This window comes from Kitasatospora sp. NPDC004531 (genome assembly GCF_053602195.1).
Map to the genome: position 1 here is coordinate 81,107 of NZ_JBSGDD010000004.1, position 25,157 is coordinate 106,263.

Genomic DNA, 25,157 nt, shown 5'->3' on the forward strand with positions numbered 1-25,157 from the left:
GAATCACCATGCCGAATGAGGGCGCCGACCTGACCACGCTCCACTACGTGGTGGTCAATGACGAGGAGCAGTACAGCGTGTGGCCCGAGGGCAGGGAAATCCCCGTGGGCTGGCGGATCGTCCGGGAAGCCGCCCCCGAAGCCGACTGTCTCGCGTATGTCGAAGAGGTGTGGACCGATATGCGCCCGCTGAGCATTCGCGGCCGGGCCGCCGGTCAAACGGGCTGATCGAGTTCCACCGTTCCGACATCCGTAACGAATTCCGGCAGGAGCGAACTTGAGTACCATGGGGGATTCCTCCCGCAACGAGCCGATTCAGGCTCCGGTGGACCGCACTTGTCTCCACGAGCTGTTCGAAGCCCAGGTGGACCGCACCCCCGAGAGCACCGCGCTGGTGCTCGGCGAGCGGGCCTGGACCTACCGGGAACTCGACGAGCAGGCCAACCGGATCGCCCGGGGCCTGCTGGCCGCGGGCGTCCGGCCGGGGCACGTCGTCGCACTGCACACCCGCCGCTCGTTCTCGACGATCGCCGGACTGCTCGGCGTGCTGAAGGCCGGCGCCGGCTACCTGCCCGTCGACCCGGCGCTGCCCGCCGCCCGCATCGCCTACATGCTGGAGGACTCCGGCGCCACGGTCCTGCTCGCCGACCGCGCCACCTCCCCGGCGGGCGGCCGCCTGGACACCCTCGTCCTGGACGACCCGGAGGCCTGGGCCGCCCACCCCGGCAGCCGCCCGGCCGTCGCGGTCGAACCCGGCGACCTCGCCTACCTGATCTACACCTCCGGCTCCACCGGGCAGCCCAAGGCCGTGATGGTCCCGCACCGCGCGATCGTCAACCACACCCGGTGGGCCGTCGCGGACCTCTGGCAGGGCAAGCCGCTGAGGTTCCTGCACCGCATGTCGCTCAGCTTCGACGCCTCGAACCTGGAACTCTGCGCGCCGCTGACCTCCGGCGGCACCGTCGTGCTCACCCCGAGCCAGACCGGCATCGACATGGACGAGCTGCGGGAGCTGGTCACCGGCGGGCGGATCGACGTGCTCGGCGTGACGCCGGCCGTGCTGCGCGAGATCCTCGCCGTGCGCGCCCTGGAGGGGACGGGCCTGCCGTGGCTGATGTGCGGCGGCGAGGCGCTCGACCCCGAACTGGTCGCCGAGTGCGCGGCGCAGGTCCCCGGTGTCGAGGTGATCAACTTCTACGGACCGACCGAGACCTGCGTCAACTCGACCTGGTTCCCCGCCGCCGGCTCCCACCCGGGGCCGGGCCCGGTGCCGATCGGCTCGCCGATCCGCGGCACCACCGTGCACGTGGTGGACGAGGCGCTGAACCCCGTCCCCGACGGCGAGGCCGGCGAGCTGCTGATCGGCGGCGCCGGAGTCACCCTCGGCTACCTCGGCCGGCCGGGCCTGACGGCGCAGCGCTTCGTCCCCGACCCGTTCGGCCCGCCGGGCGCCCGGCTCTACCGCACCGGCGACCTGGTCCGCCGGGGAGCGGCGGGAGCGCTGGAGTTCCTCGGCCGGATCGACCACCAGGTCAAGCTGCGCGGCTTCCGCATCGAACTCGGCGAGGTCGAGGCGGCCCTCGCCGGGCTCGCGGGCGTCACGGACGCCGTGGTCACCGCCGTGGCCCACCCGGGCGACGGGACCAGGCTGGTCGGCTACGTCACCGGAGGCGCGGACCCCAGGGCGCTGCGCGAGCAGCTGGGCACCCGGCTGCCCGACTACATGGTGCCGTCCGTGATCGTCGGCCTGGACCGGCTCCCGCTGACCTCGAACGGCAAGGTCGACCGCGCCGCGCTGCCCGCGCCGGACCTCGCCGGATCCGGCGACGGCCACGTCGGCCCGCGCGACGCGGTCGAGCAGCTGCTCACCGAACTGGCCGCCGACGTCCTGGGCGTGGACGCCGCCCGGGTCGGCGTCCACGACGACTTCTTCGAGCTCGGCGGGCACTCGCTGCTGGTCAGCCGCCTGATCGCGCGGGCCAGGGGAGTGCTGGCCGGGGCGCTGACGCCCCGGGACGTGTTCGAGGACCGGACCGTCGCCGCGCTGGCCGCCCGGATGCGGCAGGCCCGGCCCGCGGCCCCGCCGGAGCCGATCCGGCCCGCCGAGGGCGAGGAGCGCGCCCTGCTGTCGCCCGCCCAGGAGCGGCTGTGGTTCCTGGAGCAGCTGCGACCGGGCACCACCACCTACACCACCGCCGTGGAGTACCGCCTGCGGGGCGCACTGGATGCGCCGGCGCTGCGGGCCGCCCTGAACGACGTGGTCGAGCGCCACGACGCGCTGCGGACGGTCTTCCCCGCCGGCGGCGAACGGCCGCGGCAGCTCGTGCTGGAGCGGATCGACCTCCCGTGGGAGTTCCACGACCTCCGGCAGTCGGACGCGGCCGCCGTACGGTCCCTGGTGGACGACTTCGTCCGCGAACCCTTCGACCTGACCACCGGCCCGCTGATCCGGGCGCGGCTGGTGGCCGTCGGCGACCAGGAGCACCTGCTGCTGCTGACGGTGCATCACATCGCCTTCGACGGCTGGTCGTTCAACGTGCTGACCCGCGAACTCTCGCACTGCTACCGGGCCAGGGCTCGGCGGACCGCGCCGGACCTGCCGGCGATGACGCTGCAGTACGCCGACTTCGCGGCCTGGCAGCGGAATTGGCTCTCCGGCGGACCGGCCGCCGAGCAACTCGCCTACTGGCAGGGCCGCCTGGCGGACGCGCCCGCCGCGCTGAACCTGCCGCTGGACCGGCCCCGTCCGGCCGTCCAGTCGCACCGGGGGGCGTTCGAGCCGGTGCTGATCCCGACCGACCTGGTGGAGCGGCTGCGCGACCTCGGCCGGCGCGAGGGCACCACGCTGTTCATGACCCTGCTCGCCGGGTTCAAGCTCCTGCTCGCCCGGCACAGCGGCGTCGCGGACATCGTCGTGGGCACCCCCGTCGCCAACCGCGACCGGGTCGAGCTGGAGAACCTGATCGGGTTCCTCGTCAACACCCTGGCGCTGCGCACCGACCTGGCGGGCGACCCCACCGTCTCCGAGCTGCTGGGCCGGGTCCGGGAGACCTGCCTCGGCGCGTACGCCCACCAGGACGTGCCGTTCGAGCAGGTCGTGGAGGCCCTCCAGCCCTCGCGCGACCTCAGCAGGTCGCCGGTGGTCCAGGTGATGTTCGGGTTCGACGTCGCGGGGGAGCGGGTCGGGTCGCTGCACGAGGTGGGCCTGGACTTCACCAGGCTGGAGAACGGCTTCGCCGTGTGCGACGTCATCCTCGACCTGGTGGACGACCCCCGCGGGGTGATCGGCGGCTTCACGTACGCGACGGACCTCTTCGACGCGGAGACCGTCCGCCGGATGGCCGGCCACTACCTGACGATCCTCGACTCGATGACGCGGCACGACCCGGCGGCCCTGCGGACCTCGCGGGTGCGGCTGCTGGGGGCCGCCGAGCGGGCCGAGCTCGTCGCGGCCGGAACGGCGCCGGAGACGACCTGGCCCGAGCACGTCGGCCTGCACGAGCAGTTCGAGGCGCAGGTGGACCGGACCCCGGACGCCGTCGCGGTCCGCTACGCCGAGCAGGCCTGGACGTACCGTCAACTCGACGAGCGGGCCAACCGGATCGCCTGGCGGCTGCGCGCGCGGGGCATCGGCCCCGAGCACGTGGTGGCGCTGTGCGCCCAGCGCTCGCCGCACCTGGCCGCCGGGGTGCTCGGCATCCTCAAGGCGGGCGCCGCCTACCTGCCGATCGACCCCGCGCTGCCGCAGGCCCGCATCCACTACATGCTGGAGGACGCGGCCAGCACCACGGTGCTGACCGACCGGGAGACCCTCGGCCAGGTCGAGGGCCGCGGACAGGTGCTGCTGCTCGACGACGAGGACACCTGGAGTGCCGAGCCGTCGCACCGCCCGGCCGTCACCGTGCGCCACGACGACCTGGCCTACCTGATCTACACCTCCGGCTCCACCGGCCTGCCCAAGGCCGTGACGATGAGCCACCGCGGAATTCACTGGCTGGCCGTCTCGCTGGCGGAGGAAATCATCGGCGACGGGCCGGCGCCGAAGTCGGTCGCGCTCAATTCGCCGATTTTCTTCGACGGTCACGTCATTCAGTTCTCATGGATGGCCGACGGCGCTACCATGGTGATCGTTCCGGAGAATGTCAGGCGCGATCCGCGGCTGCTCGTCGATCTCCTGGTCCGCCACGAGATCGACCTCATGGACTGCACGCCGTCCCAATTGGAAATGGCGACGGGTCTCGGCGTGCTGTACGAGATTCCGACCGGAACGCGGATGCTCGTCATCGGGGAGGCCGTCAGCGAGAAGCTGTGGCGCACCCTGGGCGAGGGCCCCTGGCAGTCGTACAACCTGTACGGCCCGACGGAGACCCACGCCGCCACGATGACGGTTGTCGAGCCGGGCGAGCCGCTGAGCATCGGTGTCCCGATGCGGGGCTACGACGCCTTCGTGATCGACGACACCGGCGAGCTCGTCCCCCGGGGCGTGGCCGGCGAACTGGTCATCGGCGGCGGCCGGATGGCGCGCGGCTACCACAACCGGGCGGCCCTGACGGCCCAGCGCTTCGTGCCGGACTCGTTCACCGGCCGGGCCGGCCGCCGGCTGTACCGGACCGGCGACATCGTGCGGGCGACCCCGGCGGGCGCCCTGGAGTTCATCGGACGCCGCGACAACCAGGTCAAGGTCCGGGGCTACCGGATCGAGCTCGGCGAGATCGAGGCGGCGATCCTGCGCGAGCCGGGCGTCACCGCCTCCGCGGTGATGCTGCGGGACGGCGCCGCCGGCGACAAGCGCATCGTCGCGTACTTCACGGCCCCGCCGACGGTGACGGAGGCGCAGGTCCTGCGGTCGCTGGAGAGCCGGCTGCCGGAGTACATGGTGCCGTCGGCGCTGCTCAGGCTCGACAGCTTCCCGATGACCAGGAACGGCAAGGTGGACCGGGCCGCGATGCCGGAGGCGACGCCCGTCGACGCCGGCGCCGCGGACGCCACGCCCCCGGGCGACGCCACCGAGGACCTGCTGACCGGCCTGTGGTCGGAGCTGCTGGGCGACCGCGGCCTGGGCGTCCACAGCCACTTCTTCAAGAGCGGCGGCTACTCGCTGCTCGCGATCCAGCTGATCGCCCGGATCAACAAGGCGTTCGAGGTCGATCTGCCCCTCCAGGTGCTTTTCCAGAACCCGACGCCGCACGACATGGCGAGGGAACTGCGCAAATCGGCCCGATAGCCGCCGCGAATCATCGCGATCGCGCCCCCGCCTGCCCACGGGCCGGTAAGTGCGTGGACGAATCGAAATTCATGAACAAAAGAACTGCCGACTGGCCGTAGACACCCTTAGGATGTGAGACGAAGTGGCGTTGAACTTTGTTCTGATGCTGACCGAGCAGGACATCACCATCCCGGACGCGGTCGACGTGTACCAGAAGCTCGCCGTCGACGAGCTCCGCCTCATCGCGTTCAAGGACGTGGGCACCGACCCGATCATGGCCAAGGACCTCACCGAGGCCGCGCACGCGGACGGCCGCTCCGTCCTGCTGGAGCTCGCCGACACGAGCGACGCCGGCCAGGAGCGCGGCTACCAGCTGGCGCTGGACCTCGGCGTCGACCGGGTGGTCGGCACCTGGCGGCCCAGCGCGGCGCAGGAGTTCGCGCAGAGCGGCAAGCCCGAGTACTGGCCGTTCGTCGGATCCATGTCCGGCAGCCCGCTGGAGCTGGCCAGCACGCCCGACGAACTGGCCGCCCAGGCCGAGCAGCTGAACGCCACCGCCGGCGTGGCCGGCCTGGTCCTGATGCCCTACCGGCAGAAGTCCTACGACCCGGCGCTGCTGATGCAGCGCACCGCGGCCGCGGGGCCCGCCCCGCTGCTCATCGCGGGCGGCGTCCGCGGCGCGGAGCAGATCACCTCCATCGCCGCCGCCGGGGCCTGGGGCTTCACCATGGGCGGCGCCGCGCTCGCCGACCGGCACGACGACCCGGCGTCGGTGACCAAGCGCGTCGCCGAGATCCTGCGCATTTCCTGACAAGCGTCCGACGCATCCTCAATGTTCCCCCTCCTGCGGCCACTTGGGCGCCGACGTGCCCCCGGGGCCGCAGGACGGGGAGCGCTGACCTGACGACCGAGGGATCGAGAGAATGCAACTCATCTGCAACACCTGCTCCGCGGAGCCCGGCGCCGGCATCGTGGACGGCCCCAACGAGTGGCAGTGCACCCGCTGCGGCGAAGAACTGACGCCGTCGCTCCCCGACGTCCGCAGCTGGGCCGACGCGGTCACCGACACCCCGGGTGTCGGCCGCTACGCCGCGCTCCTGCCGGTGTCCGACCCCGACACCCTGCGCAGCAACGAGAAGGCGCTGGTCCCGGTGGACGCCCCGCGACTGGCCGAGGCGCTCGGCGTCGCGTCCGTCCGGCTGCTGCCGCAGACCCTGAACGACACCGGCACCTTCAAGGACAACGAGGGCGTGCTGCTGGCCGCCAAGTGCCTGGAGTGGGGCCTGACGTCGGTCACCATGCACAGCTCCGGGAACACCGCGCGGTCGTACCAGTACCACATGGACCGCCTGGGCATCACCTGCACGGCGTTCGCCCCGCAGGCCTCCGCCTACAAGTGCCCGACCGCGCTGATCGGCGACTCGCGCGTGGTGGCGGTGCCGGGCAACATGGCCGACGCCGCCGACGCGGCCATCGCGTTCGGCAAGGAGAGCGGCGCGCTGCGGCTGACGCCCAGCCAGTGGAAGATCGAGGGCAAGGCCCCGCTGGGGCTGGCGATCGCGGAGCGCGCCGCCGACGCCACGATCATCGCGGTGACCATCGCCAGCGGCTACGGCCCGCTCGGCATCGAGCGCGGCATCCGGCGCGCCCACGAGGCCGGCCTGCCGTCGGTCGGCGACCACACCTACCACCTGTTCCAGGCCGCCGACGCCGGCCTGCTCGGCGAGGCGCTGCGCGAGGGCCGCGACTCGATCGACCTGAACGACATGGTGCCGCCGGAGAAGGCCTTCGAGCCCACCCTCCAGTCGACCAACCCGAACCGGACGCTGCCGCTGGTGCGCGAGCTGGTGGCGGAGACCGGCGCGCAGATCGACTCCGTGGACCCGGCGCGGGTGGAGGCGGAGGCACAGCTGCTGATCGACGCCTGCGCGGAGCTGGACATCCCGGTGGACTACGAGTCGGAGAAGTCCGCCTTCATCTGCTGGGGCGGGCTGCGGCAGGCCGCGGACGCCGGCAAGTTCGCGCCCACCGACCGGATCGTCATGATCGTCAGCGGATCGGCGCCGCACAGCCTGCTGCCGTAGTTCCGGCGGCTCGTGGGCCAGGTCTCCCGGCGGCAGCACGGTGTCACATCCCATTCGAAAAGGCAGTGCAACGGGAATGAACACAGAAACCGTACCTCTCCATGAATGGTTCGCCGCCTCGGCGAGGCAATTCCCGGACCGGCCCGCGCTGGAAATCGCGGACCGGGTGGTCGGCTACGCGGAACTCGAGCGCATGGCCGAGGAAATCGCCGTCCGCATGCTCGCGGCCGACGACGGCGCCGTGCCGCGGCGGGTCGGCCTGCTGGCGGCGGCCACGGTGTCCGCGTACGCCGGGTACCTCGCCGTCCTGCGGCTGGGCGCCGCGGTGGTGCCGCTCAACCCGTCGTTCCCCGCCGCCCGCAACGCCGCGATCGCCCGGGCCGCCGCGCTGGACCTGGTCCTGGCCGACCAGGAACGGCTCGGCGACGGGCTGCCCGTCCGGGTGCTCGCCCTGGACTCCGGCGCGCCCGCGGCGGGCGAGCTGCCGGAGGCCGCCGCCGCGCCGGAAGACCTGGCCTACATCCTGTTCACCTCGGGCTCCAGCGGCGAGCCCAAGGGGGTGCCCGTCCAGCACCGCAACATCTCGGCGTACCTGCGCCACGCCGTCGCGCACTACGAACTCGGGCCCGGCTGCCGGGTGCTGCAACCGTTCGAGCTGACCTTCGACCTGTCGGTGCTGGCGACGTTCGCCGCGCTCGGCTCCGGCGCCACCGTGGTGGTCCCCGGCCGCAACGACCTGCTCGCGGCGGCCCGGTTCGCGCAGCGCCGCGAACTCACCCACTGGTTCTCGGTGCCCTCGGTGATCTCCCTGACCCAGCGGGTGCAACCCCTGCGGCCCGGGTCGATGCCCACCCTGCGGCGCAGCATGTTCGCCGGCGAACCCCTCACCCTCCAGCAGGCCGAGGCCTGGCACACGGCAGCGCCGAACGGGGTGGTGGAGAACGCCTACGGGCCGACCGAACTCACCATCATCTGCACCGAGTACACGCTGCCCGAGCAGGTCGCGCAGTGGCCGCGCACCCCGAACGGCACCGTGCCCATCGGATTCGGCCTCGACTCGCTGGAGTGCGTCGTCCTCGACGAGGACGGCAAGCAGGCCGAGGAGGGCGAGCTGTGCGTCCGGGGCCCGCAGCGCTTCGCCGGCTACCTCGACCCGGCGAACAACGAGGGACGGTTCCTGAGCTGGGACGGCGGCGCGGCGACGCCCTACGACCCGGCGACGCCGCTCACCGACCGGCACTGGTACCGCACCGGCGACCGGGTCCGCACCACCGCGGACGGCTACCTCTACTGCGAACGCCTGGACCACCAGGTGAAGGTGCGCGGCTACCGCATCGAACTCGGCGAGATCGAAGCCGTGCTGCGCGAGCAGCCCGGCGTGCAGGACGCCGTCGTGGTCGCCCGGGCGGCGACCGGCGGCGACGCAGTACTGGCCGCGGCCTTCACCGGCCCGGCCGGCAACACCGAAGATCTGCTCCGGATCCTCCGGGAAAGACTTCCTTCCTACATGGTTCCCGCCTCGCTGACGGCATTCGACGAATTTCCGCTCAATGGCAACGGAAAGATCGACCGGCGGCGATTGGCCGAGGAACTGTCGAAATGATCGTCCCGGCTGGAAGATTCGAATCGGAAAGGGGACACCCTGATGTCTGAGGGAAACCACTCGTACGACGTCGTGGTGGTCGGCAACGGCGCGTTGGGGCTCTCGCTCGGCCTGGAACTCGCCCGGCGCGACGTGCGGGTGGCCGTGCTCGGCCAGCCGCACCGCCCGGGCGCCGCGTCCGCGGCCGCCGGCGCGATGCTCGGCACCTTCGGCGAGGTGACGGCCGATCACCTGAACAGCGACCACGGCCGGCTCAAGCTCGACTGGGCCTACCAGGCGGCCAAGCTGTGGCCCGAGTGGCTGGAGCAGCTGCACCTCGACCCGACCGACGGCGACCTGCTGACGGCCAAGGGCACCGTCGTCATGCTGAACACCGTCGGCGTGCCCGACATCGACACCCGCAACTACCGGGCCATCCGCGACGCGCTCGTCTCCTACGGCGAGAAGTTCGAGGACCTGGACGCCGAGCAGATCGACTGGCTGGACGCCGAGCCCACGGCCCGCCCGCTGCAGGCGATGTACCTGCCCAACGAGCACGCGGTGAACGCCGGCGAGCTGCTGCTGCGCCTGGAGAAGGCCTACCTGGCGGCCGGCGGCATGCTGATCGCGGAGCGCGCGGTGCGGGTCGACCACGCCAAGGGCCGGGTGCGCGGGATCGAGCTGGAGTCGGGCACCGTGCTGCGCACCGACAAGACCGTGCTGGCGGCCGGCGCCTACTCCCAGGAGATCCTGGACACCGTGCCCGACCAGGCCGTCCAGATCCCCCGGCTGATCAGCGGCTACGGCGTCTCCGCCCTGGTGGACACCGCGGACGGCACCAGCCCGACCACCGTGATCCGCACCCCCAACCGCGCCTTCGCGTGCGGCCTGCACGTCGTCCCCCGCCCCGGCGGCCAGGTCTACGTCGGCGCGACGAACATCGTCTCGGTCGACCCGCGGGAGACCGCGCTCATCTCGGACGCGCTGTTCCTGCTCAACTGCGCCGTCCGCCAGGTGCGCAAGGACCTGGCCGACAGCGGCGTGCGCAAGATCCAGGTCGGCAACCGGCCGGTGTCGCTGGACGGGATGCCGCTGCTCGGCGAGACCGGCCTGGACGGCCTGTGGATGATGACCGGCACCTACCGGGACGGCCTGACGCTCTCCCCGCTGCTGGCCCGCGAGATGGCCGGGCTGCTGCTCGGCCAGGAGGCCTCCATCGACCTGGAGCCGTTCCGGCCGGTCCGGCCGCCGATCCAGCCGGCCACCCGCGAGGAGGTGGTGGAAGCCACCGTCACGCACATGCTGGCGACCGGCTACGAGGCCGACTGGACCGTCCCGATCTACTGGCCGGCCACCATGGAGCACTACCTGCGGGTCGCGTACACGGAGCGGGCGAACGAGCTCGACCCGACCTTCACGCCGCCGCCGGAGCTGCTCGCGGCCTCGCGCCTGAACCCGGCGCTCACCCAGGGCCTGCTCGACTACTACGCGGCCAGCCGCGGCGAGTCGACCGCCTCCGCCTCCGCCGGCCTGTCGGCCGAGGAGCTCGCCCGGGAGGTGGTCGGGACGCTGACCGCCAACGGCGTGCCGCGCCCGCAGAAGGACGCCGACGAACTGCTCGCCCACGTCCTCGGCGCGTACGAGCCCCAGGACCGGGTCTCCGAGGAGGCCGCCCGCGAGGTGCGCGCCCTGGCGGCCAAGCGGGCCGAGCTGATCCCGGTCGGCCACCTCACCGGCCGCGCCCGGCTGGGCGGCGTCACGGTCTCGGTCAACGAGGGCGTGTTCGTGCCGCTGCCCCCCACCGAGTCCCTGCTGGCCTGGGGCCTGTCCGCGATATCCGGGATCGAGAACCCGGTGGTGGTCGACCTCTGCACCGGCTCCGGCGCGGTCGCGCTGGCCGTGGCCCACGCCCGCCCCGACGCCCAGGTGCACGCGGTCGACCTGGACGAGGCGGCGCTGGAGTGCGCGCGCCGCAACGCGGCGGCGCAGGCGGCGGCGGGCGACACCCCGATCACCGTCCACGCGGCCGACGTCACCGCCGAGGACCTGCTGGCCTCCCTGCGCGGCAAGGTCGACCTGGTGCTCGCCAACCCCCCGTACGTTCCGGAGGGCACCGAGATCTCGCCGGAGTTCGCCGTCCACCACCCGGCCCGGGCGATCTTCTCCGGCGCCGACGGCTTCGACGTGATCCGCCACGTGATCTCCGGCGCCGGCAAGCTGCTGCGCCCGGGCGGCGCCCTGGGCATCGAGCACGACGACCCGCAGACCGGGGACGTCACGGCCCTGCTGGCCGAGTCCGGCCTGTTCAGCGACGGCGAGGGCCACCGCGACCAGGAGGACCGTCCCCGCTACACCACCTCCTTCCGAAAGTGACTGCCATGGCCGCAACGGAAAGTGACGGCACGGACGGCCTGACCCGCATGCGCGCCGAACTCGACGGCATCGACGTGCGGCTGCTGGAGACCGTCCGGGACCGCATCGAGTGCTGCGTGCGGATCGCGCACCACAAGCGCGAGCACGCGGTGCCGATGATGCAGCCGCACCGCATCGACGCGGTGCAGCGCCGGGCCGCGGACTTCGGCGCCGTGAACGGCGTCAGCCAGGACTTCCTGGCCCGCCTGTACGACCTGATCATCGAGGAGACCTGCCGGGTGGAGACCCTGGTGATCGACGGCGGGGAGGCCATCGCGGGGGGCCGGCCATGAGCAGTCCGGTCCGCACGCTCCTCGTCGACAACTACGACTCCTTCACCTACAACCTCTACCAGCTGCTCGGCGAGGTGAACGGGCAGCCGCCCACCGTGCTGCGCAACGACGTGGACTGGTCGGCCGTCCGCCCCCGGGACTACGACAACATCGTGATCTCGCCGGGCCCCGGACACCCCGGCCGGCAGCGGGACTTCGGCGTCAGCGCCGCCGCGATCCTGGACTCCCGGCTGCCGGTGCTCGGCATCTGCCTGGGACACCAGGGCATGGCGGAACTGTTCGGCGGATCCGTCCAGCACGCGCCCGAGCCGATGCACGGACGCATCTCCGGCATCCACCACACCGGCGACGAGCTCTTCGCCGGGCTCCCGTCCCCGTTCTCCGCGGTCCGCTACCACTCGCTGGCCGTCACCGAACTGCCCGACGAGCTGATCCGCACCGCCTGGACGGAGGACGGCGTCCTGATGGGGCTGCGGCACCGCTCCAAGCCGATCTGGGGCGTGCAGTTCCACCCGGAGTCCATCTCCAGCGAGTACGGCCGCGAACTGCTCAGGAACTTCAAGGCGCTCACCCTGCGGCACCGCGACCGGGCGCGCGTCACCGAGCCGGCGGCCGGCCGGCCGCTGCACGTGCGCCGCCTGCCCAGCTACCCCGACACCGCGACCGCGCACGCCGAACTCGTCGCCGGGAAGCGGTGCGGGTTCTGGCTGGACAGCAGCTCGCACGCCGACGGGAACTCCCGGTTCTCCGTGCTGGGCGACGGCACCGGCCCGCTCGCCGAGTACGTGACCTACCGGGTGGCCACCCGCACCGTGCGGGTGGAGACGGCCGACGGCGTGGTCGACCACCCCGGCCAGGGCATCTTCGAGTACCTGGACGCGCAGCTGCGCGCCCGGGCGCTGCCGGCCGCCGACGACCTCCCGTTCGACTTCAACCTCGGCTACGTCGGGTACCTGGGCTACGAGTTGAAGGCCGAGGTCGGGGCGTCCGCCGAGCACACCTCGCCGACGCCCGACGCCGCCCTGCTGTTCGCCGACCGGGCGGTGGTGGTGGACCACGCCGAGCAGTGCACCTACCTGCTGGCGCTGGGCACCGCCCCCAACGACCCGGACGCCGTGAAGTGGCTCGACGAGACCGCGCACCGCCTGGAGCTGCTGCCCGCGGCCCGGGCCGGCGAGCGGCGCCCGCCGGTCACCGCCGAGGCGCTGGTGGACACCTTCGCCGCGCGGCACGACCGCGAGCAGTACCTGGCGCGGATCCACGAGTGCCTGGAGGAGATCAAGAACGGCGAGTCGTACGAGATCTGCCTCACCAACATGTTCACCGCCGACGCCGTCCCCGACCCGTCGCTGACCTACCGGCTGTTCCGGGAGATCAGTCCCGTCCCGTACGGGGCGCTGTTCGAGTTCCCGGACGTCGCGGTGCTCAGCGCCTCGCCGGAACGATTCCTCGCCATCGGCGCGGACGGCGTCGCGGAGAGCAAGCCGATCAAGGGCACCCGGCCGCGCGGCGCCACGCCCGAGCAGGACCGGGCGCTGCGCGAGGACCTGCTGGACAACGAGAAGGACCGCGCCGAGAACCTGATGATCGTCGACCTGCTGCGCAACGACCTGAACACCGTCTGCGAGGTGGGCTCCGTCCACGTGCCGAAGCTGTTCGACGTCGAGACGTACGCGCCGGTGCACCAGCTGGTGAGCACCGTCCGGGGCCGACTGCGGCCCGGGGTCTCGGCGGTGGAGTGCGTGCGGGCCTGCTTCCCCGGCGGCTCCATGACCGGCGCGCCGAAACTCCGCACCATGGAGATCATCGACCGGCTGGAGGGCGGAGCGCGCGGGGTGTACTCGGGCTCGCTCGGCTGGTTCTCGCTGAACGGCGCCGCGGACCTCAGCATCGTCATCCGCACCATCGTCTCCACGCCCGAGCAGGCTTCGTTCGGCGTCGGCGGCGCGGTGATCAGCCTCTCCGACCCCGTCGGGGAGTACGAGGAGACCCTGGTGAAGTCCCGCGCGATGGCGCTGGCGCTCACCGGCGCGGCCGCGCCGATCGAGGAGGACGAGGCCCCGCATGACCAGTCCTGACACCGCGGCGGCGCCCGGAGGGATCCGGCGCGCCGTCGTGGCCGGCGGCTCCGGCGCGGTCGGCCGGATGTTCACCGAGCTGCTCGCCGGAGCGGGCGTCGAGGTGTGCGTGGTGGATCCCTGTCCGCCCGGGGCGGCGCCGCCGGGCGTCCGCTTCCTCGAAGGCGACATCCGGGCGCCCGGCGGGGCCGTGGCCGCCGAAGTGGCGGGCGCGGACCTGGTGCTGCTCGCCGTGCCGGAGCCGGTCGCCCTCGACGCGGTGCCGGCGGTGACCGGGCTGCTCCCCGAGCGGGCGCTGCTGGCCGACACGCTGTCCGTGAAGACGCGCATGGCATCGGCCGTGCGCGGCTTCCCGGACCGCCAGGCCGTGTCGCTCAACCCGATGTTCGCGCCGGCGCTGGGCATGCGCGGGCGTCCGGTGATTTCCGTGACGCTGCGTCAAGGCCCGCTGGTGGAAAGCCTGTTGGGCATGGTCGAGGCGTTCGGCGGTAGAGTCGTGCGTATGGATGCCGTGCGTCACGACCGATTGGCCGCCGTGTCGCAGGCACTGACGCACGCGACTGTACTGGCGTTCGGCCACGCGCTGCACGCCCTCGACGCGGACATCGACGACCTGATCGCCGTCGCGCCTCCGCCGCACGCCACCCTGCTGGCCGTGTTGGCGCGGATCGCCTCCGGAGCCCCCGAAGTGTACTGGGACGTCCAGGCCGGGAACCCGATGACGCCGGACGTGCACGAGGCGCTCGCCGGCGGGGTGGAGCAGCTGCGCAAGACCGTCCGCGGCGGCGACGAAGCGGAGTTCGAGCGGCTGCTGGGCGACGTCCGCGGCGTCCTCGGCGAGCAGCGGCAGGCCCTGCAGGACGCCTGCGCGCAGCTGTTCGCGAGCGCCGCGCCGGCCTCCGCCGAGGAGAGCGCACGGCCACCAGGGAGTTGACGGCCGTCCAGTGAGTGATGAGAAGGCAATGGGAAGCCCCGGGAGTAGCACTATGAAAGCGACCGACCTTCGTGGTCCGGCCCGCACCCTCGCTGTGGTCCAGCTGATCGCCAGGACCGGCGACGGAATGTATTACGTGACGTCCGCACTGTTCTTCACCCAGATCGTCGGGCTGTCGCCGGCCAAGCTCGGCCTCGGGCTGACCATCGCCTGGACCGTGGCGCTGGCGGCCGGCGTACCGCTCGGACACGTGTCGGACCGCCGCGGCGCGCGGGAGACCGCCGTCTTCTTCTACAGCTGCGCGGCGCTGGCGGTGGGCTCCTACGTCTTCCTCCGCTCCTTCCCGCTGTTCGTGCTGGCGGCCACCCTGTACGCGGTCGGCCAGCGCGCCGGCTCCGCGGCCCAACAGGCGCTGCTGGCACGGGTGGTGTCGAAGGACCAGATCACCGCGGTCCGCGCGTTCATGCAGGTCGGCACCAACGCCGGGCTGGCGCTGGGCGCCGCGCTGGGCGGTGTGGTGCTGATCTTCGACACCCGGGAGGCGTACCTCACGGCGTTCGCCCTCGACGCCTGCGGCTTCCTGGCGGCGGCGCTGTTCCTGCTGCGGATCCCGAGCGTCGAGCGGACCCCGGCCACCCCGAAGGGCGAGAAGGCCCAGACGGTGCTCAAGGACCGCCCCTACGTGACGATCAGCGCGCTGAACTTCGTCCTGGTGCTGCACGGCCCGCTGATCGACGTGGCGCTGCCGCTGTGGATCGTGCTGCACACCGACGCCCCGAAGTGGGTGCTGGCGGCCATGTTCGTGCTCAACACGCTGACGGTCGTGGTCTTCCAGGTGCGCATGGCGCGCGGCGTCACCGACCTGACGAGCGCGGGCCGGTACGTGGTGCGGGGCGGCCTGTTCCTCGGCGCGAGCTGCGTGGTCTTCGCGTTCTCCGGGAGCGGCGGATCGGCCTGGTCCGCGGTGCTGCTGCTGCTGACGGCCACCGCGATCCAGACCACCGGCGAGATGATGCAGGGCCCCGCGACGTGGGAGATAAGTTTCGGCCTCACGCCGGAGGGCCGGCACGGCCAGTACCAGGCGTTCTTCGGCTCCGGCCTGACCGTGGCGGAGCTCGTCGGCCCGCTCGTGCTGACCGGACTGCTCGTCTACTGGGGCTCGTTCGGCTGGATCCTGCTCGGCGGGCTCTTCGTCGCGGCGAGCTTCCTGATGGTGCCGGCGGTGCGCTGGGGCGAACTCCGGCTGGGCGCCGCGAAGGGCGACGACAGCAAGAGCCCGGTGGGCTCCCCGGCCGGCTCCTGAGCGATCGCCCGGCGCCCACGAACAGCACATGATGCCGCACCCTCACGACATCACCACGTGAGAAATCCTCTTAGCATCAGGAGAATCGTGTCTTCCGCGAAGCCTTTCCGAGAAAGTCGGGAAGATTCCAGGGCCGCATTCCTGAATCATGCGGCACCGCATCAGCCGGAGTGGGTTGATCGAGCAGCACTCGCCGAGGTGACCGCCGAACTGGCGGTCACCCCTCCCCTGGTGAATGCGAAAGCAGTACGGGAATTACGGGAATCCCTCGCGAACGTGGCGCTGGGCAACGCGCTGGTGATCCAGGCGGGCGACTGCGCCGAGGACCCGGCGGAGCGGACGGCCGCGCACGTGCGCGGCAAGGTGGCCCTGCTCGACCAACTGGCCGACCGCGTCACGGAGATCACCTCGCTGCCGGTCACCCGGGTCGGCCGCATCGCCGGGCAGTTCGCCAAGCCGCGGTCGCGGCCGACCGAGGTGGTGGGCGGCCGTGAACTGCCGGTGTTCCTGGGCCACATGGTGAACAGCCCGGTGCCGGATCCGGCGCTCCGGCTGCCGCAGCCCCGCCGCATGCTGGAGGGCTACCGCGCGGCCCGGGAGATCATGGCCCACCTGGACCGCGACTCCCGGGTCCGGACCAGCCACGAAGCCCTGCTGCTCGACTACGAGCTGCCGATGGTGCGGCGCGACGAGTCCGGGGACCCGTTCCTCGCCTCGACGCACTGGCCGTGGATCGGCAACCGCACCCGCAGCCCCGACGGCGCCCACGTCGCCCTGCTCGCGCGGGTCTCCAATCCGGTGGCGTGCAAGGTCGGCCCCGGCATCGCCGAGAACGAACTGCTGGCCCTGTGCGAGCGGTTGGACCCCGACCGCGTCCCCGGCCGCCTGACGCTCATCGCCCGGATGGGCGCGGGCGGCGCCGCGGAGCAGCTGACCGGCCTGGCCAAGGCCGTCCGGGTGGCCGGCCACCCGGTGATCTGGCTGATCGACCCCATGCACGGCAACACGGTGAACACCCCCGACGCACTGAAGACCCGGCTGATCCAGGACGTGATGTCGGAAGTGCGCCAGGCGACGGAGGCCATTTGCGGCGCCGGCGGAATCGTCGGCGGCCTGCACCTGGAGACCACTCCGGATTTCATCACCGAATGCGTCTACGAGCCCGGGCAGATGGATCGGGTGGGGGAGTGGTACACGACGTTCTGCGACCCCCGGCTGAATCCCGGCCAGGCGCTCATGGTGGTCACCGAATGGGCGAAGGGCGCCATCGGCAAGCGGAATCGGCAACGCTGAATCGACATCAATGGGAACGGTCCGGAGGAATGTCATGATCCGCCATGTCTCGGCACCGCAGCAGGAGGCGCTGTGGTGGATACAGCAACGGTCCTCCCACAAGGACCTCTACAACCTGACGTGGCGCATGTCCGTCGGCCCGCTGGACGCGCCGGCGCTCGACCGGGCCTGGCGGGCCCTGGTGGACCGGTACGAGGCGCTGCGGACGGCGCTGGTGCACCAGGACGGCGCGGTGTGGCAGGACGTCCACCCGCGGGTGCCGGTCGCGCTCAACGTGGTGAGCTGGCCGCAGGAGGCCCGGGCCGCCGTCGCCCCGGGGCGTGACCTGCTCGACGCGGTGGCCGAGCACCTGCACCGGACGCCGTTCGACCTGGGGAAGGCCCCGCTCGCCCGGCTCTCGCTGGTCACCGCGGGGGACGTCGGCGAGCTGCTGCTGACCGCGCACCACTCGGTGGTGGACGGCTGGTCGATGCAGCAACTGGTGCGCGAACTGGCCGAGTTGTACCGCGCCGAGCTGGCCCGGTCCGGCAGCGGGCAGCTCGCCGAACCGCCGGTGCAGTTCGCCGAGTACGCCGTGCGGGCCCGGCAGGCCGCGTCCGACGGCAGCTGGCAGGAGGGCACGGACTACTGGGTGCGCACCCTGTCCGGGGTCGGGAGCGCCACCCTGGTGCCCGACCGCGAGCAGCCGCAGCAGGCCCTCGGCGCGCCGGGCGGGGTGGTGCGGCACGTGCTCGGCGCGAAGGCGTCCGAGGGCGCGGCGGCGCTGACCGACCGCGGCGGCATGACCCCGTTCGCCTGCTACCTGGCCGCCATGCACACCGTGCTCGGGCTCGGCGGGGTGCCCGGGCGGACGGCCGTCGGGGTGGGGGTGGCCAACCGTTTCACCGAGCGCGACGCCGCCTGCGTCGGCTACCTGACCAATGTCGTGGTCGCGACCGGGGAACTGCGCGCGGGCGACACCCTGGACGACGTGGTCGCCCGGGCCCGGGACGACTTCTGGGGCAGCCTGCCGCACCAGCAGGTCCCGTTCTCGCTGGTGCACAGCGCGCTGCCGGTCGAGGACCGCCACCGCCTGGGCGCGACGCCGAGCGTGCTGCTGACCTACCACGGGAAGATCGGCGCCGGCGTGCTGCTCGGCGACCGGGAGACCGTGCTGAAGCCCAGCCCCAACACCAGCGCGGGCAACGACCTCACGCTGGGCGTCTACGAGGGGCCGGACGCCACCGTGATCGAGGCGGGCTACGACACCAGTAGGTTCGACGCGGCGACGGTGCGCACCCTGCTCCAGGACCTCGAACACGTCCTGGAGGCGGGCGTGCGGGCCGACGTGCCGATCAGCACCCTGCGGGTCCGCTCCCGCACCACTGCCACCACCGGCCCGGCCGTGTCCGCCGACGACCGCGACGGGGCGGAGACCGCCCCGGCAGCGGCCCGGGAGGCCGGACCGGCCGGGGCCGTCCACGACCTGTGGTGCGGGACGCTCGGCCTGGCCGGGGCGGAGCCGGACAGCGACTTCTTCGCGGCCGGCGGGCACTCGCTCCAGGTGTTCGAGCTGTTCGGGAAGGTCCAGGAGGCCGCGGGCCGGCAGCTCGACATGATGGAGTGGCTGGATACCCCCACCCTGGGCAAGCTGATCGAGCTCACCGGGCAGGAACCGGCGGAGGCCGACCGGCCGCCCGGGCGCACCGTGCTGCTGCGGCAGGGCGAGCCGGGCGCGCCGCACCTGCACCTCGTCCATCCGGCGGGCGGCGCCGACCAGTCCACCTACCAGGACCTGACGAACGCGCTGCCGGAGGCCTGGCGGGTGACGCTGTCGCCCGACGGGGAGCAGGAGACCGTCGAGGCGATGGCCGACCGGCACCGGGAGAACCTGGGCGCCGGGCCGCTGCCGGACGTGCTCGGCGGCTGGTCGCTGGGCGGCCTGCTCGGCTACGTGATGGCGCTGCGGATGCGGGACGACGGCGCCACGCCGCCGCGGCTGCTGCTGATCGACCCGCCCGCCCCGGACGGCAGCGCGGCGAGCGAGGCCGACGGCGAGCTGGACTCGTTCGTCCACACGATCCTGCGGGCGGTGGACGCCCCGGCCCTGGTCCCGGCGGAGCTGCGGCTGTCGCCCGGGGACACCGACCACGGGCTGAGCGTGCTGGCGGCGCTGGTGGACGCCGCGGGGTCCTCGATGACGGTCGACGTGCTGCGGGAGCGGTTCGGGGCGATCCGCAGGCACTGGGCGGCCGTGGGCGCGTACGTCTCCGACGAACCGGTCGACGTGCCGTCGGTGCTGGTGGCCGCCGAGCTGCCCGAGGAGGCCGTCGCGCACTGGCGGGCCCTGCTCGGGCCCGACATGGCGCTGGTGGACGTGGCGGCCGACCACTGGGCGGCGGTCAGGGATCCGTTCGCGGCGCGGATCGCCGAGGCGGTGGTGGCGCTGCTGGAGCGCGACGCCGCCCGGGCCTGACCCCCCGTCCGGGCCTGACGACCCCCGGCTCCCCCCGTGCGGGCGGGGGGAGTCAGTGGTCCTCGGCGGCGCTGCGGAGGTGGTGGACGACGTCGGGACTCCAGTGCGGGATCTCCGGCCAGTCGCCGTCGTCCTCCTCCACCGGCAGCGACTTGAGGACGGCGGCCAGCCGCGGAGGCAGGCGCGGGGCCATGCCCTGCTTGCAGAGGGCGAGTATCTCCGCGCGGACGCTGTGCGGCACCAGCGGGCGTTCGGGGGAGTGCAACTTCCAGGCGGGCTGCGGGAGTTCGGCGAGCGACTCGGCCTGCAGCCGCCAGAAGTCGGCGTCCCTGGGCTCGCCGCGCGACTGGTGCCAGAACCAGAGGCAGGACGCGGCGAGGTGGCTGCCGCCGCCGGCCGCGAACTCCCACCAGAAGCGCGCCCCCTCCTCGTAGTCGGCGAGGTGCAGCAGGACGCCCAGGACCAGCGCGCCGTCGGGGCGCTCGACCTCGCTGTCGACGAGCTTGGCCAGCGAGCCGGCCGCCGCCGGGTTGGCCAGGATCAGCGAACTCAGCATGGCCAGTTCGTGCTTGGCCTGCCGGTGCGCCAGGCGCAGCGGTGCCGGGGCCGCGCCGCGGCTGCGTTCCAGCACCACCTTCGCGGCGGCGGATCTTCCGCTCACGCGTTCCTCCGGGCGAGCTTCTCCTTGAGGCGGTCGGTGGCGTGGCGGGCGTGCGAGCGGACGGTGACCACGGTGGAGTCCAGGTACTCGGCGACGGTCTCGTCCCGCAGGTCCAGCGCGTAGCGGAGGATGATCACGTCCTGCTGGCGCTCCGGCAGGGAGAGGATCGCCTCGTAGGTGCCGTTCACGTCCGGGGCGAACTCCATGGTCAGCCGCATGCGGTGCATGGCGGTGCGGATCGCGGCCCGCCACTCGTCCTCGGGGTCGGAGCCGGCGGGCCCGGCCTGTTCGGCGCTCTCGGCGTGCTCGGCGCTCTCGGCCAGGCCGGCCCTGGCGATCTCCTCCTTGAGGACCCGCCACGCGGAGGCGGCCGGGGCGGGTTCGCGCAGCAGCATCTGCCAGTCGCCCCACAGCCAGTCGCGGACGGCGTCGACCACCGCGTGCGCCCGCTCCTCGGACAGTCGGCAGGCCCGTGCCGCCGCGAGCCACGCCTGCTCGTGGGTCTCGCAGAACGCGTCGAAGGTCAGCTGATCGCGCCGCTGCGGTGCCGCCAATCCGAACTCCGGGTCCACTGTCACCCCTCCCAGCGGGAGTGCCACTCCCGCACCGATCGGATCGCGGTCCGCGTCCCCCCTCGCGCCGGACGCCGATGCCATGCCCTGCCCTGCCGTGCTCTGCCCTGTCGTGCCCTGCTCTGCCGCGCCCTGTTCTGCCGTGCTCTGCCCCGTGCTGCCCCGTGCCGCCCCGACGAGGGGATTCTCGCCTCCCTCACACCACCATTTCAGCGTATCGGGATCGCTGTGGTGAAAACGGAACTCCCCGAACATTCTGAGCACAGAACCGGAAGCAGGACGGCCAGTTGAGGCATGCGGAGCGACAGTACCCGGTCGGCGGGCGCGGGGAGGAATCGGCGGGCGCGGCGGTGGGCATGGAGTCCACGGGGACGCGACCAGCCTGGTGGTCCGGCCGTTCCAGGTGCATGATCTGATGAGCTCCACGCACGGGGTGCGCCATGATCGCGCCACCGCGGCGCGAGGGGGCACAGCCCCGGTACGCCGGGGCGGAGGACGAGAGTTCGGCGACCAGGGGGGACGCGCGATGGCTGACGAGAGCGCTCAGCAGACGCCGCAGATCGGCATCAACCTGAACATCCACCAGGCCCATTCGGCCCGCATGTACGACTACTACCTCGGCGGCGTGACCAACTTCCCCGCCGACCGGGAGGCCGCCGGCCGGGCGCTCGACGCCTTCCCCAACGCCCGGCTCGCGGCGGGCGCCAACCGCGCGTTCATGCGCCGCGCCACCCGGACGATCGCCGAACTCGGCATCGACCAGTTCCTGGACATCGGCACCGGCATCCCGACCTCGCCGAACCTGCACGAGGTCGCCCAGGGCGTCAACGCCGCCGCCCGGGTGGTCTACGCGGACAACGACCCGATCGTGCTCACCCACGCCGAGGCACTGCTGGAGGGCACCCCCGAGGGCCGCACCGCGTACGTCCAGGGCGACATCCGCGACGCCGCGACCATCCTCGACGCCGCCGCGCAGACCCTCGACCTGGACCGGCCGGTGGCGCTCAGCATGGTCGCGGTGCTGCACTTCGTCGCCGACCGGCCCGGGCAGCACGCCCAGGACGTGGTCGAGGCGTTCACCTCGCGCCTCGCACCGGGCAGCTACCTGGTCATCAGCCACTTCACCGCCGACTTCGACCCCGAGGCGACCGCCCGGATGGAGCAGGTCTACCGCAGCTCCGGCACCGACCTGCAGGCCCGCAGCCGGGACGAGATCACCGGCCTGTTCCAGGGCTGGCGGCTGCTCGACCCCGGCGTGGTGGCCAGCCCCCGGTGGAACCCCGAGGCCGACACCGCGCCCGTCACCGACGCGCAGGCGGGCTGCTACGGCGGCGTCGCCCACCTCGGCTGAGCACGGCGGCGGCTCCGGCGGCGGTGACGGGGCCGACGGCGGGGGCCGACGGCCGGGACGCGGCGGCGGAAATCGGTTCGACCGGTCGTCAACCGTGCGGCAGACTGCCCGCGATGACTGAGCGAACCGATACGCCTCCCGCCTGGGACGAGCGCACCCAGCTGACCACCTTCCTCGACTACGCCCGGGCCACCGCGGTGGCCAAGTGCGAGGGGATCTCCGCCGAGGACGCCCGCAGGTCGCCGCTGCCGGGCTCGCCGCTGATGACGGTCTGCGGCCTGATCAACCACCTGCGGTGGAACGAGAACTGGTGGCTGGAGGTGGTCTTCCTCGGCAGGGAGCAGACCGGGCCGCTGGTGCACGCCACCGAGGAGGACCCGGACCCGGAGATGCGCACCGCCGTTGAGGTGCCGCTGGCGCAGCTGATCGCCGAGTACCGCGAACAGAGCGCCCGCTACCGCGAGTTGGTCGCCGAGCACGACCTGGACGCGAAGTCCGTCAGGCCGATGCGCGACGGCCGGCAGATGGACCTGCGATGGGTGCTGCTGCACCTGATCGAGGAGACCTCCCGGCACAACGGCCACCTGGACATCGTCCGCGAACTGCTGGACGGGCAGACCGGGATGTAGCGCGCCGAACCGGCCGGCCGGGCCCGCCCCGGCCAGCCGTTCGGCCGCCTGCGGACCGTGTCGGCGCGCGCGGGCGGCCGATCCGGGATGGGCTGGGAACCATGCCCGACGAGACCCTGCCGTTGAACCACGGCGAGCTGCTGCTGGAACGCTTCCTGGTGACCGGGCGCACCCTCGACCCGCGGGAGGCGCCCCGGATCGCCGAGGAGTACACCCGGGCCCTCGGCCTCGGCAGCAGCGCCGTGTACCTGGCCGACATCCAGCAGCACCGGCTGGTGGCGATGGGCGGCGACGGGAGCGACCTGCCGATCGACGGCACGCTGGCCGGCTGGGCCTTCCGCACCGGCGAGATGCGGGTCGCCGAGGACGGCGGCACGGACCTGGTCGCCTGGTTCCCGCTTGCGGACGGCGCCGAGCGGCTCGGCGTGCTGGGCCTGCGCACCCCCGCCCTGGACCGGGAGGCGATCCGCCGCTGCCGGCTGCTGACCGTGCTGCTGGCGATGATGATCACCTCAAAACTAGCCACCAGCGACAGCTACGCCCACGGCACCCGCTCCGACACCATGAGCCTGCCCGCCGAGATGCTCCGGGCGTTCCTGCCGCCGCGCACCGTCCGCACCGACCGGGCGGTCTGCACCGCCGTCCTGGAGCCCGCCTACCACCTGGGCGGCGACGCCTTCGAGCACTCGCTCGCCGACGGGGTGCTGCGCGCCGCCGTCCTGGACGCGATGGGCCACGACCTGGCGTCCGGCCTGACCGCCGCGCTCGCCCTCGGCGCCTGCCGCAACGCCCGCCGCAACGGCGCCGACCTGCCCGACCTGGTCGCCACCATCGACGACGCGTTGCACACCTGGTACCCCGACCGGTTCGCCACCGGCGTGTTCCTGCGCCTCGACCTCGCCACCGGCACCCTGCACTGGGCCAACTGCGGGCACCCGCCGCCGCTGCTGATCCGCGCCGACCAGGTGGTCGCCGACGCCCTCGCCGGGCCCGGCGAGCTGCCGCTCGGCCTGTCCCGCCTCGCCGACCGCCCGCGCACCGTGCGCACCGCCTCCCTCCAGCCCGGCGACCGGCTGCTGATCTACACCGACGGCGTGGTCGACGCCAAGGGCGCCAACCACGAGTTCTTCGGCCTGGAACGCTTCACCGACTTCGTCATCCGCGCCACCGCCGCCGGCGAGCCCGCCCCCGAGGCGCTGCGCCGCCTGATGCACGCGATCCTGGAGCACCAGGAGGACACCCTCACCGACGACGCCACCATCATGATGATCGAATGGCAGGCCGCCGACCCCCTCCGGATCACCAACACCCGCCTGCCACCGGCTACTTGGTGATCCCTCAGGCCGGCGCGCCGCCGTCGGCCGCCGTCCACGGACGGAGCTTCTCCGGGTTGCGCACCCCCCAGATGTGGGTGATCCGGCCGTCGGCCACCCGGAACGCGAACACCGTGGACGTCACCCCGTCCACCTGCGCGACCAGGCCCGGCTGGCCGTTGACGGTGCGCTCCAGGAACGTGGTGCGGACGCCGAAACGCGACGAGTCGAGATACGCCCGGACGATGTTCTCCCGGCCGGTGAGCGGCTCCAGCAGCGCGCCGACCAGGCCGCCGCCGTCCGCGACCACCGTGGCGTCCGGGTCGAGCAGGTCCATCAGGGCGCGGACGTCCTTCTCCTCCCAGGCCCGCCTGAACTCCCGCACCACACCCGCCTGGGCGGTCGCCGAGGTGGCCGGCGCGGGCGCCGCCCGGATCCGGCGGCGGGCCGAGGTCGCCAACTGGCGGCAGGCCGCCGCCGAACGGCCCAGCACCTGCGCCACCTCCGCGAACGGGTACTGGAACACGTCGTGCAGCACGAACGCCACCCGTTCCGCCGGCGTCATCGACTCCAGCACCACCAGGAACGCCATGTGCACCGACTCGTCCAGGGTGATCCGGTCCGCCGGGTCGGCGTCGCCGCCGTCCCGGTGCGCGGGCAGCGGCTCCGGGATCCACTCGCCCACGTAGCGCTCCCGGCGGGCCCGCGCCGAACCCAGCAGGTTCAGGCAGATCCGCCCCGCCACCGTCGTCAGCCACCCGCCGGGCGACTCGATCGCGGCCCGCTGCCGCTCGGTCTGCGCGTACCAGCGGGCGTACGTCTCCTGCACGACGTCCTCGGCATCGGCCAGCGAGCCGAGCAGCCGGTACGCCAGGTTGGTCAGCCGGCGGCGCTCGCCCATGATCGCGTCGTCCGGATCGGTCTGCTGCTGGGCCAGGTCCACGGTGCGTCGTCCCCTCGGTCGGTGATCGGGTCTCCCACCGGTACGACCG

18 protein-coding genes are annotated in these 25,157 nt (G+C 72.9%); 15 read left to right on the plus strand and 3 right to left on the minus strand.

Translation table 11 applies throughout. The annotated features are described in order from the left end of the window. Window positions 1-8 precede the first annotated feature (8 nt). From ACWEMJ_RS03425 to ACWEMJ_RS03480, 12 genes are all read left to right on the plus strand, one after another. Window positions 9-227 (plus strand): MbtH family protein, encoded by a 219-nt coding sequence (locus ACWEMJ_RS03425; protein WP_452135247.1) that lies wholly within the window; start codon window positions 9-11, stop codon window positions 225-227. A 58-nt stretch (window positions 228-285) separates the two neighbouring features. Continuing rightward, a complete protein-coding gene (locus ACWEMJ_RS03430) occupies window positions 286-5,223 on the plus strand; it encodes an amino acid adenylation domain-containing protein (protein WP_452135248.1) in 4,938 nt (1,645 codons plus the stop codon). 145 nt (window positions 5,224-5,368) lie between these two features. Then, window positions 5,369-6,016, plus strand: a complete 648-nt coding sequence (locus ACWEMJ_RS03435) for a hypothetical protein (protein ID WP_452135249.1) — start codon at window positions 5,369-5,371, stop codon at window positions 6,014-6,016. Between the two features lie 112 nt (window positions 6,017-6,128). Beyond that, window positions 6,129-7,289 (plus strand): pyridoxal-phosphate dependent enzyme, encoded by a 1,161-nt coding sequence (locus ACWEMJ_RS03440; RefSeq protein ID WP_452135250.1) that lies wholly within the window; start codon window positions 6,129-6,131, stop codon window positions 7,287-7,289. Between the two features lie 76 nt (window positions 7,290-7,365). After that, window positions 7,366-8,892 carry an amino acid adenylation domain-containing protein gene (locus tag ACWEMJ_RS03445; RefSeq protein WP_452135251.1) on the plus strand — a complete coding sequence of 509 codons (1,527 nt, stop codon included), beginning with the start codon at window positions 7,366-7,368 and terminating at the stop codon, window positions 8,890-8,892. Window positions 8,893-8,934: 42 nt separating this feature from the next. Continuing rightward, window positions 8,935-11,244: an FAD-dependent oxidoreductase gene (locus ACWEMJ_RS03450; RefSeq protein ID WP_452135252.1), complete on the plus strand. Its 2,310-nt coding sequence runs from the start codon at window positions 8,935-8,937 to the stop codon at window positions 11,242-11,244. 5 nt (window positions 11,245-11,249) lie between these two features. Next, the gene (locus ACWEMJ_RS03455; RefSeq protein ID WP_452135253.1) at window positions 11,250-11,576 is read left to right on the plus strand and encodes a chorismate mutase family protein; all 327 of its coding nucleotides are present in this window, start codon (window positions 11,250-11,252) and stop codon (window positions 11,574-11,576) included. Further along, window positions 11,573-13,654, plus strand: coding sequence for an aminodeoxychorismate synthase component I (gene pabB, locus ACWEMJ_RS03460; RefSeq protein ID WP_452135254.1), 2,082 nt, complete (start codon window positions 11,573-11,575; stop codon window positions 13,652-13,654). Before ACWEMJ_RS03455 ends, pabB begins: the two co-directional genes overlap by 4 nt. Next, window positions 13,641-14,588 (plus strand): prephenate dehydrogenase dimerization domain-containing protein, encoded by a 948-nt coding sequence (locus ACWEMJ_RS03465; RefSeq protein ID WP_452135255.1) that lies wholly within the window; start codon window positions 13,641-13,643, stop codon window positions 14,586-14,588. The genes pabB and ACWEMJ_RS03465 overlap by 14 nt, the downstream gene beginning before the upstream one ends. Before the next feature lie 52 nt (window positions 14,589-14,640). After that, complete coding sequence (locus ACWEMJ_RS03470; RefSeq protein WP_452135256.1) at window positions 14,641-15,891, plus strand: MFS transporter; 1,251 nt, start codon at window positions 14,641-14,643, stop codon at window positions 15,889-15,891. Between the two features lie 141 nt (window positions 15,892-16,032). Continuing rightward, the gene (locus ACWEMJ_RS03475; protein ID WP_452135316.1) at window positions 16,033-17,184 is read left to right on the plus strand and encodes a 3-deoxy-7-phosphoheptulonate synthase; all 1,152 of its coding nucleotides are present in this window, start codon (window positions 16,033-16,035) and stop codon (window positions 17,182-17,184) included. Window positions 17,185-17,218: 34 nt separating this feature from the next. Then, window positions 17,219-19,639 carry a condensation domain-containing protein gene (locus tag ACWEMJ_RS03480; protein ID WP_452135257.1) on the plus strand — a complete coding sequence of 807 codons (2,421 nt, stop codon included), beginning with the start codon at window positions 17,219-17,221 and terminating at the stop codon, window positions 19,637-19,639. Between the two features lie 52 nt (window positions 19,640-19,691). Here the strand turns inward: ACWEMJ_RS03480 and ACWEMJ_RS03485 are convergent, their stop codons facing one another. Then, on the minus strand, window positions 19,692-20,300 hold the full coding sequence (locus ACWEMJ_RS03485) for a hypothetical protein (RefSeq protein WP_452135258.1): 609 nt from the start codon (window positions 20,298-20,300) through the stop codon (window positions 19,692-19,694). Next, entirely contained in the window at window positions 20,297-20,854 is a 558-nt protein-coding gene (locus ACWEMJ_RS03490) for an RNA polymerase sigma factor (protein ID WP_452135259.1), read from the minus strand. The genes ACWEMJ_RS03485 and ACWEMJ_RS03490 overlap by 4 nt, the downstream gene beginning before the upstream one ends. 544 nt (window positions 20,855-21,398) lie before the next feature. On the opposite strand from ACWEMJ_RS03490, the gene ACWEMJ_RS03495 reads away from it, so the two are divergent. The 3 genes from ACWEMJ_RS03495 (at window position 21,399) to ACWEMJ_RS03505 (ending at window position 24,186) form a co-directional block, all read left to right on the plus strand. Then, window positions 21,399-22,223 carry an SAM-dependent methyltransferase gene (locus ACWEMJ_RS03495; RefSeq protein WP_452135260.1) on the plus strand — a complete coding sequence of 275 codons (825 nt, stop codon included), beginning with the start codon at window positions 21,399-21,401 and terminating at the stop codon, window positions 22,221-22,223. A 113-nt stretch (window positions 22,224-22,336) separates the two neighbouring features. Beyond that, window positions 22,337-22,852, plus strand: a complete 516-nt coding sequence (locus tag ACWEMJ_RS03500) for a DinB family protein (protein ID WP_452135261.1) — start codon at window positions 22,337-22,339, stop codon at window positions 22,850-22,852. 101 nt (window positions 22,853-22,953) lie between these two features. After that, the gene (locus tag ACWEMJ_RS03505) at window positions 22,954-24,186 is read left to right on the plus strand and encodes a PP2C family protein-serine/threonine phosphatase (protein ID WP_452135262.1); all 1,233 of its coding nucleotides are present in this window, start codon (window positions 22,954-22,956) and stop codon (window positions 24,184-24,186) included. 4 nt (window positions 24,187-24,190) lie between these two features. Here the strand turns inward: ACWEMJ_RS03505 and sigJ are convergent, their stop codons facing one another. Then, on the minus strand, window positions 24,191-25,066 hold the full coding sequence (sigJ, locus tag ACWEMJ_RS03510) for an RNA polymerase sigma factor SigJ (protein WP_452135317.1): 876 nt from the start codon (window positions 25,064-25,066) through the stop codon (window positions 24,191-24,193). Window positions 25,067-25,157 lie beyond the last annotated feature (91 nt).

Coding starts and splice junctions, on each gene's coding strand:
- ACWEMJ_RS03500 (WP_452135261.1), top strand. CDS start 22,337: ATGACTGAGCGAACCGATACGCCTCCCGCCTGGGACGAGCGCACCCAG.
- ACWEMJ_RS03495 (WP_452135260.1), top strand. CDS start 21,399: ATGGCTGACGAGAGCGCTCAGCAGACGCCGCAGATCGGCATCAACCTG.
- pabB (WP_452135254.1), top strand. CDS start 11,573: ATGAGCAGTCCGGTCCGCACGCTCCTCGTCGACAACTACGACTCCTTC.
- ACWEMJ_RS03505 (WP_452135262.1), top strand. CDS start 22,954: ATGCCCGACGAGACCCTGCCGTTGAACCACGGCGAGCTGCTGCTGGAA.
- ACWEMJ_RS03435 (WP_452135249.1), top strand. CDS start 5,369: ATGCTGACCGAGCAGGACATCACCATCCCGGACGCGGTCGACGTGTAC.
- ACWEMJ_RS03480 (WP_452135257.1), top strand. CDS start 17,219: ATGATCCGCCATGTCTCGGCACCGCAGCAGGAGGCGCTGTGGTGGATA.
- ACWEMJ_RS03430 (WP_452135248.1), top strand. CDS start 286: ATGGGGGATTCCTCCCGCAACGAGCCGATTCAGGCTCCGGTGGACCGC.
- ACWEMJ_RS03440 (WP_452135250.1), top strand. CDS start 6,129: ATGCAACTCATCTGCAACACCTGCTCCGCGGAGCCCGGCGCCGGCATC.
- ACWEMJ_RS03465 (WP_452135255.1), top strand. CDS start 13,641: ATGACCAGTCCTGACACCGCGGCGGCGCCCGGAGGGATCCGGCGCGCC.
- ACWEMJ_RS03470 (WP_452135256.1), top strand. CDS start 14,641: ATGAAAGCGACCGACCTTCGTGGTCCGGCCCGCACCCTCGCTGTGGTC.
- sigJ (WP_452135317.1), bottom strand. CDS start 25,066: ATGGGCGAGCGCCGCCGGCTGACCAACCTGGCGTACCGGCTGCTCGGC.
- ACWEMJ_RS03425 (WP_452135247.1), top strand. CDS start 9: ATGCCGAATGAGGGCGCCGACCTGACCACGCTCCACTACGTGGTGGTC.
- ACWEMJ_RS03450 (WP_452135252.1), top strand. CDS start 8,935: ATGTCTGAGGGAAACCACTCGTACGACGTCGTGGTGGTCGGCAACGGC.
- ACWEMJ_RS03445 (WP_452135251.1), top strand. CDS start 7,366: ATGAACACAGAAACCGTACCTCTCCATGAATGGTTCGCCGCCTCGGCG.
- ACWEMJ_RS03455 (WP_452135253.1), top strand. CDS start 11,250: ATGGCCGCAACGGAAAGTGACGGCACGGACGGCCTGACCCGCATGCGC.